Here is a 14,645-nt window from a genome sequence, read left to right as displayed (position 1 = left end):
GGAGTGTCATACATGACGGTTACAACAAAGACGATTGAAATCAAAAACCCAGCCACAGGTGAGATTGTAGATACAATCTCCCTGCAGACTGAACAAGACGTTAAAGCAGCGATTGAACGTTCTGAAGCAGGCTACCGCACTTGGTCAAAAACAACCGCTGAAGATCGTAGCAAACGACTTCGTACTTGGTATAACTTAATACTTGAGCACAAAGCAGAACTCGCAGCGCTCATTACAGCTGAAAACGGTAAACCTTTAAAAGAAGCTGAAGGCGAAGTTGTCTACGGAGCTGGTTATATTGAGTGGTACGCTGAAGAAGCAAAGCGTGTGTACGGTCGAACGGTTCCTGCTTCTTCGACGGAAAAACGAATTGTCGTAACTCGCCAAGCTGTTGGTCCTGTCGCTGCCATTACACCTTGGAACTTCCCTGCTGCAATGATTACACGTAAAGCAGCACCTGCACTAGCAGCAGGCTGTAGTTTCATTATTAAACCTGCACCAGACACACCACTTACTGCTATTCGACTCGTTGAATTAGGTCACGAAGCAGGTATTCCTGAAGACGTTTTGCAAGTGGTGAACGGCGATAGCGTCATGATTGGGAAGCAGTTTACGGAAAGCACAATCATTCAGAAAGTAACGTTCACAGGCTCAACAAACGTCGGTAAGCTTCTCATGAAACAAAGCGCAAGCACCGTTAAACAAGTATCCATGGAACTTGGTGGTCATGCGCCATTAATTATTAATGAAGATGCAAACCTTGATCTTGCAGTTAAGCAAACCGTTGCATCGAAGTATCGCAATGCGGGGCAAACGTGCATTTGCGCAAATCGCCTTATCGTTCACGAAGCGATTAAAGACGAGTTTGCATCCAAATTAGCTGCAGAAGTTAAATCACTAGTAGTCGGCATCGGTACCGATCCCACAACAGACATCGGCCCGATCATTAACAAAAACGGATTCGATAAAATCGTTAGCCAAATTAACGACGCAAAAGAAAAAGGTGCAAGCGTACTCATAGGTGGTTCTTTTGATCAAGACGAGGAAAAAGGAACCTACTTCGTGCACCCAACCGTTCTTGACGGTGTAACGGATGAGATGGCGATCATGCATGAAGAAACCTTCGGTCCCATTGCACCGATTACGACCTTTACGTCAATTGATGATGCAATCGCGATTGCCAACGACACGCCATTCGGCTTAGCTGCTACTACTTTACAGAGAATTACCGTCGCGGACTCTACATTGCCGAAAACTTAGATTACGGGATTATCGGCTGGAATGACGGTGGTCCGTCTGCTGTACAAGCTCCGTTTGGAGGAATGAAAGAAAGTGGAATCGGTCGCGAAGGTGGCCCTGAAGGCATCGAAGGATACCTCGAGACGAAGTATCTATCGATTGGACTCTAATAGAATGTGTACGAAAGCCCAGATCATATGATCTGGCTTATTCTTAATTGAATGCACGTTACTTCGCAATCATACCTCTCCCTAGCTTCACCTATTGCGAAACGCTTGTCTTCGTCAAACGAACGATAGATAATAAAGCCTGCGCCTAGGAATAACAATGTCGCGATGATGACCCCTAATACTACGTAAGGCATAATCGTTCGTACTTGCAATACTGGGGATACACCTGTCCCGGCAGAGGTCATAAAAATGGCATCTGAATAAAAACACGCCTGACTACCGAGAGCAACCCCTGACATAATTGCTGCAATCATTAAGGACGGATTCACTCCCATCTCAAACGACAAAGGCATAAAGATTGGAGCAACAAGTACGATTAACGCCCAGAAATTCCCTGTAATAAACGCAATGAATCCACACGCCAAAAAGGCGATTAAAGGTAGTAATTGAGGCGATATGAAAACCGTGAACACTTCAATCATATATTCAGATAAACCGAGCTCTCGATTTCCTTCACCGAGCGCTAATGCGAGAAGAATAATAAACGCAAGCGTCGTCATCGTTGTCAGACCTTCTCCAAAGTTGGTCATGAACTGAGTCGGTGTCATGATTTTTTGCGAAATGTACATGATTGCTTGAACGACGAGCGCAGCAATAATTCCGTGTATGAGATCATTATCAAAGTACATCATAACCACCACTAGAACAATAATTGGAATAATGAAATTTAATGGGCTTGATTTCTTTACATCCGTATTGATCGTGGCTTTAACAATTGCCGAACCTTTTTCCTCAGGAATCGTCGGACCACCTTGTTCCACACGTTCATAAGCTTTTTTCATTAGCCCTACTTTCGGTAAGAGCCCTACAGCTAGAAGCAATGCAATAATGACTGCAGCAAGCGGATAGAACATGAACGGAATCGCTGCAACATAATCTGAAAATCCAAGATCATAATCATTCACAACACCAACTGCAAATGCTGACCAGCTCGTAAATGGTACTAGCACACAAATGCATGCACCAGTGGCATTGACGGTATATGCTAAATGTTCACGGGGCACTAGCTTCTTGTCAGTAATGCTCCTCATGGATGACGACACAGCTAATGCATTCAGATAATCATCAATAAATATAATTAAACCGAGAAACCACGTCGTTAATAGACTCTTCTTAGGAGTTATCGCAAATCTCGCTAACGTACTCCCGAACCCAAGCAACGACCCTGACTTCTCAAAAATAGCAATCATCGCACCAAATCCAAAAATAATCAACACAAGAAATTGAAACGTATCACTTGCCATCGCCATATACAGGAGTTCAATGAACCCAGTAAAAAAGCCTGTCCCATACAGTAGTAATGCTGATACAAATACTGATAATATGAGCATTTCCTGTAAACGCTTCGTAACGATAATGCCCACAATCAAAATTAGAATGGGTATAACTGACATGATTCCATACTCCAAGATGTTTCCCCCTTATACCTTTTCCTAAGTAAACTGCAAATTATATGCCAAACAAAGCTTGACTCAGGAAGAGAAAACTCTCATTTAGTATGTATATATGCATAATGAATGTATTATCGAATAACTAAGACAACGTGTCCTCTGATCGCTTCGTTTTTCCTCACATTTACATCCATACAAGTAAAAAGCTTACGCTTTTAGGTTTATATTCGATCTAAAGAACCGCTATAAAGCAAGGAGGACACGAGTTCAGTAAAAAAATTCTCTAAAATTGCAATAATTTCGGTTTCAATTATGCTATTTAACGGGTAATATGTACGTAATAGTACTCGTACTTATCTTAATTTCTCTGCTAGTGAAGTTTTCTTTAAGGGGGGAACCGGATGCAACCACTCGTACAAGTAACGAACAACATCGACCTACTCCGTAATGAAATGAACACACTTGCCCAAGAGAAGGGCCTGAATAACCCCGACGTACTAGAGAAATCCAGAGAATTAGATCAATTAATTTATGAATTCCTGATTGTGAAGAAGAATTAGGAATTTTTTAAGGGAAGCCGATGGCTTCCCTTTTTTTACGCCCCTGTATTCTTCCATTCCATTAACGTTGCGTATTCTAAAGACTCATGGTCCTTTGGTAAGTACCTTTAAGCACTCTTTGAAATTGAAAGCCTTGCCCTAGTTGAAAGCTCATCACCGGGTCTTGTAAGTCTCCATTAATGACTCTCTGACAGTATTCCTCCGCAGACAACTCTTGAGCATAGCGATGATAGTGAGGAATTCGTCCACCGAACATAATTCCTTTTAGCCCTAACTTTCTACATAACTGTCTCCGTTGTTCATAAAGACGATGTCCAATTTTACGTCCACGATACGACGGATGAACCACCACATCTGCGCCGTAAAGATGGGTTCCATCACCGTTATGATTGTGGAAATAACCATTACCCGTAATCTCTGATATTGTATGCTGTTTCGCATAATCACTCATATCCACGATGAGACTCGAGCAAGAACCGACAATCTTCCCTTCTAATTCCGCAACAAACTGACCGTTTGGAAAATGCTCAAGGTGCTTTTCATAATGCTTTTCTTTGAATACAATGTGTTCGTTCCCAAATCCCTTTGCAGCTAATGCTGCGACATCTATAATATCAATCGGTTTCATTGCTCGTATTAACGGTTCATCCAACGATTCTGTTTTAAGCATGATTATCCTTCCTCTTTTCAGATTTAGCGACGATCTTGATGCTTATAATAAGACTTCATCAATGAAATCCCTTTTTGATAGTGTTGATGGAATGGAATCGTCTGCAATTGGCGTTTCGCTAGCGGAATGGATACGGGCGTTTGAGAATAAATGGCTTCCGCTAGTTGTTTCCCGAGCATTGAAGACATTGCAGCACCATGTCCTGCATAACCAAACGCATAATATGTTCCATCGTCTAATTGACCGATGTAAGGCAACTTTTCAGTCGTAAATGCAACTTTCCCGCCCCATTCGAATGCAATCTTATGGTCATACAATTGCGGGAAAACCGTCAACATTCCTTTGTGTAAATTTTCGAATAATCGCTTTTGATCCCGTTTTGATGAGCTTCTTCCTGATCCTCCAAAAGCAAGTCGATTGTCTGCCGTACGTCTGAAATAGTATAAGAGGTTCTTAGAATCAGCAACGGCACGATCATGTACAATTAGCTTTTCTACGAGCTTTTCTGGCAATGGTTCTGTAGCAATCATAATGCTTTCAACCGGAACGACCGATCTTTGAATCGTTTTATGCAAGGGTCCAGCATAGCCATTCGTGGCAATGACGAGTTCCTTTGCCGTCACCGTGCCCTTCTCAGTTTTAATGACGACTTGTTTTTTTAAACGCTTGATTGCTATAGCTTCCGTACGTTCGAAAATCGTTCCTCCGTGACCTTCGACTGCTTTCGAAAGACCGACCGCATAGTTAAACGGATGAAAGTGCGCGCTTTTTGGATCTACCCTTCCTCCGACATAAAACGATGTCGCAAGTTCGTTTCGAAGTTCGTTTCTTTCAACGATCTCTACCGTATGATCAAAGTGCTTGTGTAGCACTTCCTGTTCGGCTTTCATCGCATCTAAATCTGCTTCTTTATAAGCCGCATAGAAATCACCATTACGCTTGAAATCACATTGGATGTTTTGTTCGCGAATGATTTGTTCCACGAGGTCAATCGCATCTAATGAGAGTTGGAACATTTCCTTTGCGGCTTGCTCACCTTTTTTCTCCATCCAATGCTTCATCGAACCGTGATAACCGGTTAACACTTCACCCCCATTCCGACCACTCGCTCCAGAACCAACATACTTCTGCTCGAGAACAACCGTCTGAATGCCTTGCTTTTGCAAATGGTACGCGGTCGATAACCCTGTGTAACCTGCACCAATTATGACAACATCTGTTGTTACATCTTGTTCTAACGATGCGCGGTGTAGACGTTGTGTTGATGTTGCTTCCCACATTGATAAAGTTTCCATAGTTCCATCTCCCAGATTAAACGATGTGCTAACGAGTCATTCTCTTTGAACGACTTGACGTAAAGCGTGTGAAAATCAGGACTGACAATAAAACGAGTGCCATCAGTAAGATGGACAATGCAGAACCTAATTGCCAATTCATCTCAACAACGAAAGCGTCACGGATTACATTTCCGATCATGACTAGCCGGTTTCCTGTTAGTAAATCCGTAATTACAAAGACACTAACTGCCGGAATAAATGTCATAAACACACCTGCAATGACGCCAGGCATTGTAATCGGCAATGTTACACGCAAAAACGTCGATACAGGACCTGCTCCCAAATCTTCTGCAGCTTCTAAATACCTTCGGTCTAACTGTTCAATTGACGCATAAATTGGCAAGATCATAAACGGCAAAAACCCATAAACCATACCAACTATGATAGAAAATGGCGTATATAACATCGTGATTGGCTCTGAAATGATGCCAATCGATAACAACAACTGATTAATCACCCCTTCATTATTTAATAAAATGACCCACGCATATAAACGAATTAACAAGTTACTCCAAAATGGGATCATGACGAGAATTAACAAGATATTCTTCCACTTTCCTGAGTGGGCAATAAAGTAGGCAAACGGATAGCCAACGAGTAAGCAAATGACCGTAGACACAAACGCCCAAACGATCGATTGCCAAATAATCTGTAAATAAAATGGATCAAAGGCTTGAAGATAAGCATCTAAACTAAACTCATAAATGATGAGCCCATACCCACCATCTGTTGAAAAGCTGATCACTGTAATGAGTGCCACCGGCACTACTAAAAAGAGTGTTAACCAGACAATCGCTGGAGAAAGGAGAGCGTACGCATTTCGAATCGGTTTCATGAACGATCCCCTCCTCGTGATTGAATTTGAATGAGTACTCGTCCGACAATGAGAACAACGATCACAATGAAGATAAGTAAAATCGTTGATAAAGCGTTAATTTCCGGTGAAACACCACGTCGAACCATGGAGTAGATGAGAACAGGCAACGTGTTGGACCCAGGCCCTGTTGTGAAGAAGGCAACAACAAATTCATCGAGTGAGATCGTAAATGCGAGCAATGACGCTGCCAGTACCCCAGGGAAGATTAACGGAAAGGTAACGCGCCAAAACGTTTGCCATTTGTTTGCCCCTAAGTCTTTTGCTGCCTCTTCCATAGCAGGATCAAACCCATGAAGCCTCGCCATGACGACGAGCATCACGAAAGATGTCGCCATAACAACATGACCAGGAAAAACCGTATTTAAGCCGAGCGTCATGCCGACCATTGCATAAAGTGCAAGCAGTGAAATGCCAACGACAATCTCAGGCATAGCGACTGGAATATAGAAAATCACATTCAAAAATCTCTTTCCAGGAAAGTTATACCGATACAGAGCAATCGCTGCTAACGTACCGAGAATCGTCGAGATGATGGTTGTTACGACTGCAATATAGAGACTATTCTGCACCGCACTTAGAATTTGTCGATTTGAAAAAAGCGATTCATACCACTGGGTCGTAAAACCTGTCCAAACCGTTCCAACACTTGAATCATTAAATGAGAAAGCCATCACTACAAACAAAGGTATGTAAAAAAACAAAAACACAAGAACTGAAAAACTACCGAGGATAATCTTTGTCTTTTTTCTCATCGCTCACACCTGCTTTTCTTAGGCCGATAATACGATCGCATGCTTTGCTTCCCAACCAATAATCATCTCATCTCCCTCTTTTACTGCACTAAACCGATCACCACTCGCTTGAACGATTAATCGTTGCCCACTAGGTGTTTCGCATATAAATTTAATGATCGCACCTGCATAGATAATCTCTCGTAACGTTGTTGATACCGTAAACGGTGTCGCTTTTGATTCATAAAATTGAACGTTCTCAGGACGAATAGAAAATAAAATCTCATCTCCCTTTTTCACATCGGATTATGGTTTGCGATTACATCCATGTCACCTACTGATACGATCATATGATCCACCAGAACTTCTTGAACCGATCCCGAAAGAACATTGGCTTCACCAATGAACTTGCTACAAACGGCGTTCGTGGATGTTCATAGATTTCTTGAGGTGCTCCAAGTTGCTCAATTTCACCTTTGTTCATGACAACAATTCGATCTGACATCGTTAACGCTTCTTCTTGGTCATGCGTGACATAAACAAACGTAATCCCTAAACGTTGTTGTAACTGCTTTAATTCCAACTGCATTTGTTTACGTAACTTCAAATCAAGCGCACCGAGTGGCTCATCGAGCAATAACACTTTCGGATCATTAACGATCGCTCTCGCAATTGCCACTCGTTGTTGTTGACCACCACTAAGTTGCTTTGGGCTTCGATCAGCAAACGATTCGAGCTGGACGAGCGCCAGCGCTTCTTTCACTTTTGTTGCGATTCGATCCTTTTTCATCTTCTTCATCTTGAGACCAAAAGCGACGTTTTGGAAAACCGTCATATGAGGGAATAACGAGTAGCTTTGAAAGACTGTATTTACATCTCGTTGATATGGTTCTAGCCTTCCTACCTCTTTGTCTGAAAGCCAGATCTCACCTGAGGTAGGTGTTTCAAAGCCTGCGATCATACGTAACGTCGTTGTCTTTCCACATCCAGACGGTCCAAGAATTGTAATAAATTCCTTTGCACGAATGGTTAAATTGAGATTATTTACAGCAGTACCTTCATCAAATGATTTTGTTACTTGTTTAATTTCCACCATCGTCTCATCCAACCTGAATTCTCCCTTCTTAAAGAAGCCTTCTATGTCACTAGAAGGCTTTAACTTATATTCCTATTGCGCTCGAACTTCATTCCAGATTCGATTGATTGCTCTCGTTTCATCTTGAGTAGGGTCAACATAGTATTCTGATGAATCAGGAATCTCAGGGTAAGAAGCTTGATTCGATAATTCTTCCTCTGACATTAGCTCTCTAGCTGCTGCGTTTGGATTACTGCTTGGAATGTAATCCGTCAGCATCTTACTTACTTCCGCACCTAACATGAAGTTGATAAAGACTTCTGCTGTATATTGACTATTCGCATTAGAAGGGATCGCAAAGTTATCCATCCAAAGCATCCCACCATCTTCCTCAGGTAAGACATAAGCAATTGCGTCATTTTCTGCCATCGCAATTCCAGCTTGATCGGAGTAAGCGAGTGACGCGACCGTCTGGCCACTAATGAGTTCTGCTGCTGGTTGAGTCGTATACTTCAAGACGTTATCATTAAGATCACCTAAAATTCCTTGTGCTTCTTCTAAACTTGCATCATCCAAATCATTAATGCTTTTGCCGAGCCTTTGTAATGCGAGCGACACGAAGTCACGAGACGTATCATGCGCGGTTACTTTCCCAGCATATTCAGGGTCCCAAAGTACTTCCCAACTTGTCGGTGGTTCTTCAAACACTTCTGTGTTGTACGCTAAGCCTGTACTACCATATAGATAAGGAACAGAGTAACGATTCTCTGGATCGAACTCTAGATCTTGAAACTCTTCTGCGATATTTTCAAAGTTCGGAATATTTTCCATGTTAAGCTCTGCAAGTAAATCCATCTGAATCATTCGATCAATAAAATAGTCTGTCGGGATGATAATGTCATAGGAAATTGCACCGCTATTAATTTGGGTAAGCATCTCTTCATTGGATGCATACGTATCATAAATAACCTCTACACCAAACTCTTCTTCAAAATCAGCGAGAATTTGCTCATCAATGTTATGTCCCCAGTTAAAGAAATACAATTCGTCCGCAAGCTCTTGCTCATCGCCTGCTACGTCAGAATCTGAGCTTCCACCATTACCACAAGCACTGAGCACAGCAACCCCTAAAAACAATGTACCGAATGCAAACTTTTTCATTTTAAAGACCCCCTTATTTCGAATAATAAGCTAGCAAAGAAAAACGACGGACACCCCCTTATTTTCATGAATAATCTGCTTACGCTTCATAAATGACCTGTCCGTCCATGATCGTAAGTGCTGTTCTTATCTCCTTCAATTCGCTTTCAGACGATGTGAAGGGGTTTTGCTGGAGCACAATAACGTCAGCAAGCTTGCCTGCTTCTAACGTTCCGAGTCGATCTTCAGTGAAGCTTGCATGTGCAGAACCTTTCGTATAGTGTTGCAAAGCATCTCGAAGCGAGATTTTTTCTTTCGCATTCCAACCATCTTCAGGAAGATTGTCGTCATGCTTTCGAGTAACCGCTCGATAAATTTCAAGCCAAGGATCGAGCCCTACAACAGGAAAGTCCGTCCCAAAGGCAATTGCTGCCCCTTGGTCTTGCAACGTTCGAATTGGCCACGTCAAAGGTTCTCTTTCTTTCCCTAAACGATCGACGTACACATTATCTTGAAAGTGCTCTGCTGCTGCTAAATGTTCTGGTTGCATAGAAGCGACAACCCCGAGCTTTGCTACCCTTGATAGATCCGTTTCATGGATGACTTCAATATGCTCAATTGTATGCCTTGAATCTCGTACACCATTTGCAATTTGTGCAGCTTCGTAACAGTCTAGACCGAGTCGAACGGCCCCATCACCACACGCATGCAAGCGCACTCGAAATCCTTCCTTATCAGCCTCAACAACCCATTCTCGTACAACATCTGACGGAATTAATGTATCCCCAATGGTCTTTTCATTATCTGAATACGGCTCCACTAAAAGCGCAGTATACGCAATCGGTACACCATCAAGAAACTGCTTGAGCCCATTAAACTTTAGCTTGTCACTTTTGTACATGTCACGAAGCTGCTTCGGCTTCGTTAATTCTCCATCTAATGCAGACATAAAGTGAATCCGCGTCGTGAGTGTCCCTTCTTCTTCAAACGTTTTGTACATCTCTAGATCCCCAAGCGATAACCCTGGTAACGGAAGCATATCGCTAACAGATGTAACCCCATAACTTGCAGCCTTTTCTAAAAAAGCCTGCAACAACCGCCTTCTTTTACTTTCTGACAATGAATCAAACGCTTGTTGAGCGAAACCCATCGCAGTCTCATACAAAAAGCCAGTCGGTTCTCCATATTCATCTTTAACAATTTCACCAAACGGGGGATTTTCACTTTCTTTAGTAATTCCTAAAATGTCTAGCGCTTTGCTGTTTAACCATGCACCGTGGCACTCATCGTTAAACAAGAAAACTGGTCGATCGGAAATAAGTCGGTCAAGTGTCGCTTTTGTCGGCAACTCATGACGGTCCCAATAAATATGATACCAACGAAAACCGAAAATCCATTCATCTTCAGGGTGCTCATCGGCAAATGCTTTCACCATTTGCGCGGCCTCTTCTTCTGATTTCGCTGCATGAAGAAGCACACTTTGCTCTGCTAAACTACCTGCAAATAAATGAACATGAAAATCGTGGAACCCTGGCATGATCAGTTGATCACCGTATTCATACACGGTCGTTTCATCCGTTATGTAAGTTTGAATCGTTTCGTCCTTTAGAACAGCGACAATTTTATTCCCTGAGATCGCCACACCGCCCGCAAATGGCTGTTCTTCGTTCCCTGTAAAGATTGCACGGCTTTTTAATACGATGTCTACGTTATTCATGTAGGCCCCCTGAACTCAACAACATTTTTTGTAATATTCCCACTAAAGATGTCGATTCTTTTATAAAAGCGAATGTGTTTATAGTTCTATTTCTATAGCTTCCTTCTTCAAATGTCCAGTCATTTTTTCAAAAAAGACCGTGTGATAATCTGACATTAATGACATTCCGTCATTTTAAAAGCGCTTTTCTTCATGATGTACGAATGCATACAACGTTTCATTAACAGGTACTGAAATGCCATGTTTTTGCGCCATCTCAATGACTCGTTTTGCAAAATAATCATTCTCACTTTTTCTCTTAGCTTCGATATCTTGTAGCATTGATGTTTTTCCACTGTACCCTACTTTCGTCCAAACGTTTTCAAAGAACTCATCAATCATAGATTCTGTAAGAGCAATGTTGTTTGCGTTTGCAACCTTAATGACTTCATTCATGGCTCGCTTACTCACATTCAATAATTCTTCAGAGTCACGTAAGACACCGTGTGTCGAACGAGAGATTGCTGTCACTGCATTTACTCCGACGTTCACCATAAATTTATGCCACAATTGACGTTCCATATCGACTGGTACAAACGAAGGGATTTGCGCCCGCTCGAAAACTGCTTGTAACTGATGCACGCGTTCGGTTATCTGTTCATTTTGCTTTTCACCGAAATACAACGTTCCAGGGTATGTATAAAAAACTTCCTGATTGTTTTTCGTTGCATCAATGCCATTCGTCAATCCATACAATACACGATCTTCACCAAATCGCTTAGATAATTGTCGTTCACTATCAATCCCGTTTAACAATGATAGAAACGTCGTTCGATCATCGACAATTGGTTCAACGAGATCCATCGCAGCATCAAGTTGTGTATTCTTAACGGCAAAGATAACGTAATCGACCCCTTCGTTTACCTCACTTGGTGTGACGTAGTTCAAGTTAATCTCGTTGCCGTTAACGTTCATCCCTTCACTTACGTATCGCTCTTTTCGTTTTTCATCCATCACACAATAAAGTTGTGTCACTTCGTCTTGGTTTAATAGATTTGCGTAAACAGCACCTACTGCACCGATTCCGATCATTGCAATCGTCGACAATGAAACCCCTCCTCGTTCTCGTTTGCTATTCGTAATTCTACCATGATAACGTTACATACAGAAAAGGTCGATCACTTTAAAAATGCTAGAGACACTCGCCCAAGTTAAATAGCTTTGGCTACAAGTCTATGTATGCATTCAAACTGGAGGAACCGAACTTGTTTACAATCCCACCTCACGTATTAAAACGACCAAATGCGTTCACACCTTCTGAAGGCTCGATTTGGACAAATGAACACATCTCTAAAAACATGTTACAAGCACATCTTGATCCTTCGTTTGAAGGCGCTACTCGCAATCATAGATTTATTGATAAGTCCGCTGCATTTATCTCGACGATGGCCGGTCCGCGAATCATCGATTTTGGATGTGGACCTGGTCTTTATACCGAACGCTTTGCGAAGCTCGGTCATAACGTGACTGGACTTGATATTTCTAGTCGCTCAATTGCGTATGCAAAAGCTCATGACAATCAGAGCACCTATTACGTGCACGATTATCTTCAACCAGCTCCAACCGAGATGCTTCATGATTTTGCAACGTTAATCTATTGTGATTATGGCGCCCTCTCTAAAGAGAATCGCAAAACATTACTACACAATTTAAAACAAACCCTTACCTCTGGAGGTCAGTTATTTCTCGATGTCTTTTCAATGCATCAATACGGTGCATTTGAAGAAGCGATGATTTGGGAACATCATCCATCGTCTGGATTTTGGTCGAGTGAACCACATCTTACGTTAACTCAAAGTACCCGTTACACAAAAAACATCACACTCGAACAAACGGTTGTTGCAACAGAAGAAGAGACGGTCGTTCACTATATTTGGAACGAATATTTCACTTTGGAACAACTCGAGCAAGAACTGACTGACGCTGGATTTCTTGTTGAAAAGCGTTTTGATGATGTTGCAGGTTCAACTTATACAGGACAAGCACCAACAATTGCAATCCTTGCCCGAGTAGATAGCACACGCTCATGAAAAAAAACAGCTGCCACCGGCAGCTGTTTCCTTGTTCGATGTAAAGTTTCATACAGATTCATTGTCATCAATTGAATGTTCTAAATGAGGCACCTCAAAAGTGATTGCTTCATCGTCATCTTCTACCTGAATACTTTCTTTTGCGATCAACATACCTGCAAATGCCGCAAAAAGAAATACACTAATCATACCTACATTTTTCCACACGTTCGTTCACCCCAAACTATGTGCTTACAACTTACAGTATACTCATTCTAAATGGAGGAACAATGGAGCCAATGTGGAGATTATGTGTAGTTTTTAGCTCGTCTTCGTTTTGAACAACAGTAAGGTTAACAACAAGCCAACTAATGAAAAGACAAACGCTGCTAAAACGCCGCCTGTACCCCTTCTAAAAAAGCGATCGGATTCGCACCACCCGCTTCTGGAGCAGCTCTTGTAATAAACGAAATAATAAAGATAAGACCGATCGAGCCACCGAATTGACGAACGGTATTCGTAATCGCTGTGCCGTGAGAGATCCATTCATTCGGAAGAGCATTTAATGCCGCTGTCGTAAGCGGCATATTAATCATCGCAATACCTGCCATAAAGATCATAAACAACAATGCCGTTACAACGATCGGAGTCTCTTGGGACAAAACGAATACGTAGCTTAACGAAGAGCTACATAACAACACAAACCCGATTAACGCAAGACGGAGCCCTCCATAACGATCGAACCACTTCCCAGCTACGAGTGACATAACAGCGAGCGTAATGGCTCCAGGAAAGATAATTAATCCTGAATGAAAAGCAGAATACAACTGAACATTTTGTACATACATTGGCAAGATCGTCTCTCCAGCGATCAACAGACTAAAGGAAAGTGTCGTAATAACAATGACCAATGCAAACAATGGCGAACGAAACGTACGCAACTCAAGCACAGGGGTTTCGAGTCTGAATTGACGGATGACAAAGAGGATGAGCGCCAAAAACCCAACCCAAATTAAAACCGTAGCCAATGCAGAGTCATCCGTGCTGTTCACACCGTACAAAATCCCTCCAAAAGCAAGGTTGAAAGTAAAATTGACGATACATCAATGCTCGTCGGACGCTGCTTCGTAACGTTTTCCATAAAGAAATAAATAAGTACGAGTAGGAAGATTGCAAGAGGCAACGTGAGGACAAATACCGCTCGCCAGGTAAACGCTTCGATCAGCACACCTGAAATAACAGGACCAATTGCAGGGGCAACATTAATGACGAGGCCGACGAGCCCCATCGCATATCCTCGTTGCTCTCGAGGGTACACAAGTAACAAAATCGTCTGCATGAGTGGCATCATCATGCCAGAGCCAGCACCTTGTAACACCCTCCCGACGAGTAGCGTTTCAAAATTCGGTGCAATCGCTGCAACAAACGTTCCGGCTAAAAAACTCAACACAGCAGCCATGAGTAACGCTCTCGCTGTAAAACGATCAATTAAGTACGCTGTAATCGGAACAAGAATCGCAATCGATAACATAAAAATTGTCGTTAACCATTGAACTTCTGTTGCGTTGATTTGAAAATCAGACATGATCTGTGGGAAAGCGGTGATTAATAAAAACTGATTAAGTACACT

The 14,645-nt window shown here is 42.2% G+C and carries 15 protein-coding genes and 1 pseudogene; 3 read left to right on the top strand and 13 right to left on the bottom strand.

The window, feature by feature from the left end; translation table 11 throughout:
* The first annotated feature begins 12 nt into the window (after positions 1–12).
* Positions 13–1,409: pseudogene (locus JCM19038_RS06770) on the top strand (NAD-dependent succinate-semialdehyde dehydrogenase).
* A gap of 23 nt (positions 1,410–1,432) precedes the next feature.
* Here JCM19038_RS06770 and JCM19038_RS06765 read toward each other — a convergent pair.
* Positions 1,433–2,878, bottom strand: a complete 1,446-nt coding sequence (locus JCM19038_RS06765; protein ID WP_042415980.1) for a Na+/H+ antiporter NhaC family protein — start codon at positions 2,876–2,878, stop codon at positions 1,433–1,435.
* 383 nt (positions 2,879–3,261) lie between these two features.
* On the opposite strand from JCM19038_RS06765, the gene JCM19038_RS21685 reads away from it, so the two are divergent.
* Positions 3,262–3,420, top strand: coding sequence for an aspartyl-phosphate phosphatase Spo0E family protein (locus JCM19038_RS21685; RefSeq protein ID WP_081831659.1), 159 nt, complete (start codon positions 3,262–3,264; stop codon positions 3,418–3,420).
* A gap of 76 nt (positions 3,421–3,496) precedes the next feature.
* On the opposite strand, the gene JCM19038_RS06760 is transcribed toward JCM19038_RS21685, so the two are convergent.
* The 9 genes from JCM19038_RS06760 to JCM19038_RS06720 all read right to left on the bottom strand — a co-directional run bounded on the left by JCM19038_RS06760 (position 3,497) and on the right by JCM19038_RS06720 (position 12,053).
* Positions 3,497–4,090: a GNAT family N-acetyltransferase gene (locus JCM19038_RS06760; protein WP_052361185.1), complete on the bottom strand. Its 594-nt coding sequence runs from the start codon at positions 4,088–4,090 to the stop codon at positions 3,497–3,499.
* 23 nt (positions 4,091–4,113) lie between these two features.
* The gene (locus tag JCM19038_RS06755; RefSeq protein ID WP_052361184.1) at positions 4,114–5,385 is read right to left on the bottom strand and encodes an FAD-binding oxidoreductase; all 1,272 of its coding nucleotides are present in this window, start codon (positions 5,383–5,385) and stop codon (positions 4,114–4,116) included.
* A gap of 28 nt (positions 5,386–5,413) precedes the next feature.
* Complete coding sequence (locus tag JCM19038_RS06750) at positions 5,414–6,262, bottom strand: ABC transporter permease (RefSeq protein ID WP_042415977.1); 849 nt, start codon at positions 6,260–6,262, stop codon at positions 5,414–5,416.
* The gene (locus JCM19038_RS06745; RefSeq protein WP_042415976.1) at positions 6,259–7,056 is read right to left on the bottom strand and encodes an ABC transporter permease; all 798 of its coding nucleotides are present in this window, start codon (positions 7,054–7,056) and stop codon (positions 6,259–6,261) included. The genes JCM19038_RS06750 and JCM19038_RS06745 overlap by 4 nt, the downstream gene beginning before the upstream one ends.
* A gap of 18 nt (positions 7,057–7,074) precedes the next feature.
* Positions 7,075–7,335, bottom strand: coding sequence for a TOBE domain-containing protein (locus JCM19038_RS24935; protein ID WP_042415973.1), 261 nt, complete (start codon positions 7,333–7,335; stop codon positions 7,075–7,077).
* Positions 7,336–7,381: 46 nt separating this feature from the next.
* Entirely contained in the window at positions 7,382–8,143 is a 762-nt protein-coding gene (locus JCM19038_RS06735) for an ABC transporter ATP-binding protein (RefSeq protein WP_307189981.1), read from the bottom strand.
* 60 nt (positions 8,144–8,203) lie between these two features.
* Positions 8,204–9,271, bottom strand: coding sequence for a PotD/PotF family extracellular solute-binding protein (locus tag JCM19038_RS06730; protein ID WP_042415970.1), 1,068 nt, complete (start codon positions 9,269–9,271; stop codon positions 8,204–8,206).
* Positions 9,272–9,350: 79 nt separating this feature from the next.
* Complete coding sequence (locus JCM19038_RS06725) at positions 9,351–10,967, bottom strand: amidohydrolase (RefSeq protein ID WP_042415968.1); 1,617 nt, start codon at positions 10,965–10,967, stop codon at positions 9,351–9,353.
* Positions 10,968–11,141: 174 nt separating this feature from the next.
* A complete protein-coding gene (locus JCM19038_RS06720) occupies positions 11,142–12,053 on the bottom strand; it encodes a ketopantoate reductase family protein (protein ID WP_052361182.1) in 912 nt (303 codons plus the stop codon).
* Positions 12,054–12,211: 158 nt separating this feature from the next.
* Here JCM19038_RS06720 and JCM19038_RS06715 point away from each other — a divergent pair, with 158 nt between their 5' ends.
* Complete coding sequence (locus JCM19038_RS06715; RefSeq protein WP_052361181.1) at positions 12,212–13,036, top strand: class I SAM-dependent methyltransferase; 825 nt, start codon at positions 12,212–12,214, stop codon at positions 13,034–13,036.
* A 48-nt stretch (positions 13,037–13,084) separates the two neighbouring features.
* On the opposite strand, the gene JCM19038_RS22675 is transcribed toward JCM19038_RS06715, so the two are convergent.
* The 3 genes from JCM19038_RS22675 to JCM19038_RS24295 all read right to left on the bottom strand — a co-directional run bounded on the left by JCM19038_RS22675 (position 13,085) and on the right by JCM19038_RS24295 (position 14,600).
* Entirely contained in the window at positions 13,085–13,243 is a 159-nt protein-coding gene (locus JCM19038_RS22675) for a hypothetical protein (protein WP_169966568.1), read from the bottom strand.
* Between the two features lie 161 nt (positions 13,244–13,404).
* Positions 13,405–14,067, bottom strand: coding sequence for an MFS transporter (locus tag JCM19038_RS24300; RefSeq protein ID WP_193745062.1), 663 nt, complete (start codon positions 14,065–14,067; stop codon positions 13,405–13,407).
* Positions 14,064–14,600, bottom strand: coding sequence for an MFS transporter (locus JCM19038_RS24295; protein ID WP_373902561.1), 537 nt, complete (start codon positions 14,598–14,600; stop codon positions 14,064–14,066). The genes JCM19038_RS24300 and JCM19038_RS24295 overlap by 4 nt, the downstream gene beginning before the upstream one ends.
* Positions 14,601–14,645 lie beyond the last annotated feature (45 nt).

This window comes from Geomicrobium sp. JCM 19038 (genome assembly GCF_000698125.1).
Lineage (GTDB): Bacteria > Bacillota > Bacilli > Bacillales > Marinococcaceae > Geomicrobium_A.
This window is presented reverse-complemented; position numbering and strand designations above follow the sequence as displayed.

Excerpts from the sequence above, each read along its gene's own strand:
- JCM19038_RS21685 (WP_081831659.1), top strand. The coding sequence starts at position 3,262 with ATGCAACCACTCGTACAAGTAACGAACAACATCGACCTACTCCGTAAT.
- JCM19038_RS06760 (WP_052361185.1), bottom strand. The coding sequence starts at position 4,090 with ATGCTTAAAACAGAATCGTTGGATGAACCGTTAATACGAGCAATGAAA.
- JCM19038_RS06755 (WP_052361184.1), bottom strand. The coding sequence starts at position 5,385 with ATGGAAACTTTATCAATGTGGGAAGCAACATCAACACAACGTCTACAC.
- JCM19038_RS06750 (WP_042415977.1), bottom strand. The coding sequence starts at position 6,262 with ATGAAACCGATTCGAAATGCGTACGCTCTCCTTTCTCCAGCGATTGTC.
- JCM19038_RS06745 (WP_042415976.1), bottom strand. The coding sequence starts at position 7,056 with ATGAGAAAAAAGACAAAGATTATCCTCGGTAGTTTTTCAGTTCTTGTG.
- JCM19038_RS06730 (WP_042415970.1), bottom strand. The coding sequence starts at position 9,271 with ATGAAAAAGTTTGCATTCGGTACATTGTTTTTAGGGGTTGCTGTGCTC.
- JCM19038_RS06725 (WP_042415968.1), bottom strand. The coding sequence starts at position 10,967 with ATGAATAACGTAGACATCGTATTAAAAAGCCGTGCAATCTTTACAGGG.
- JCM19038_RS24295 (WP_373902561.1), bottom strand. The coding sequence starts at position 14,600 with ATGTCTGATTTTCAAATCAACGCAACAGAAGTTCAATGGTTAACGACA.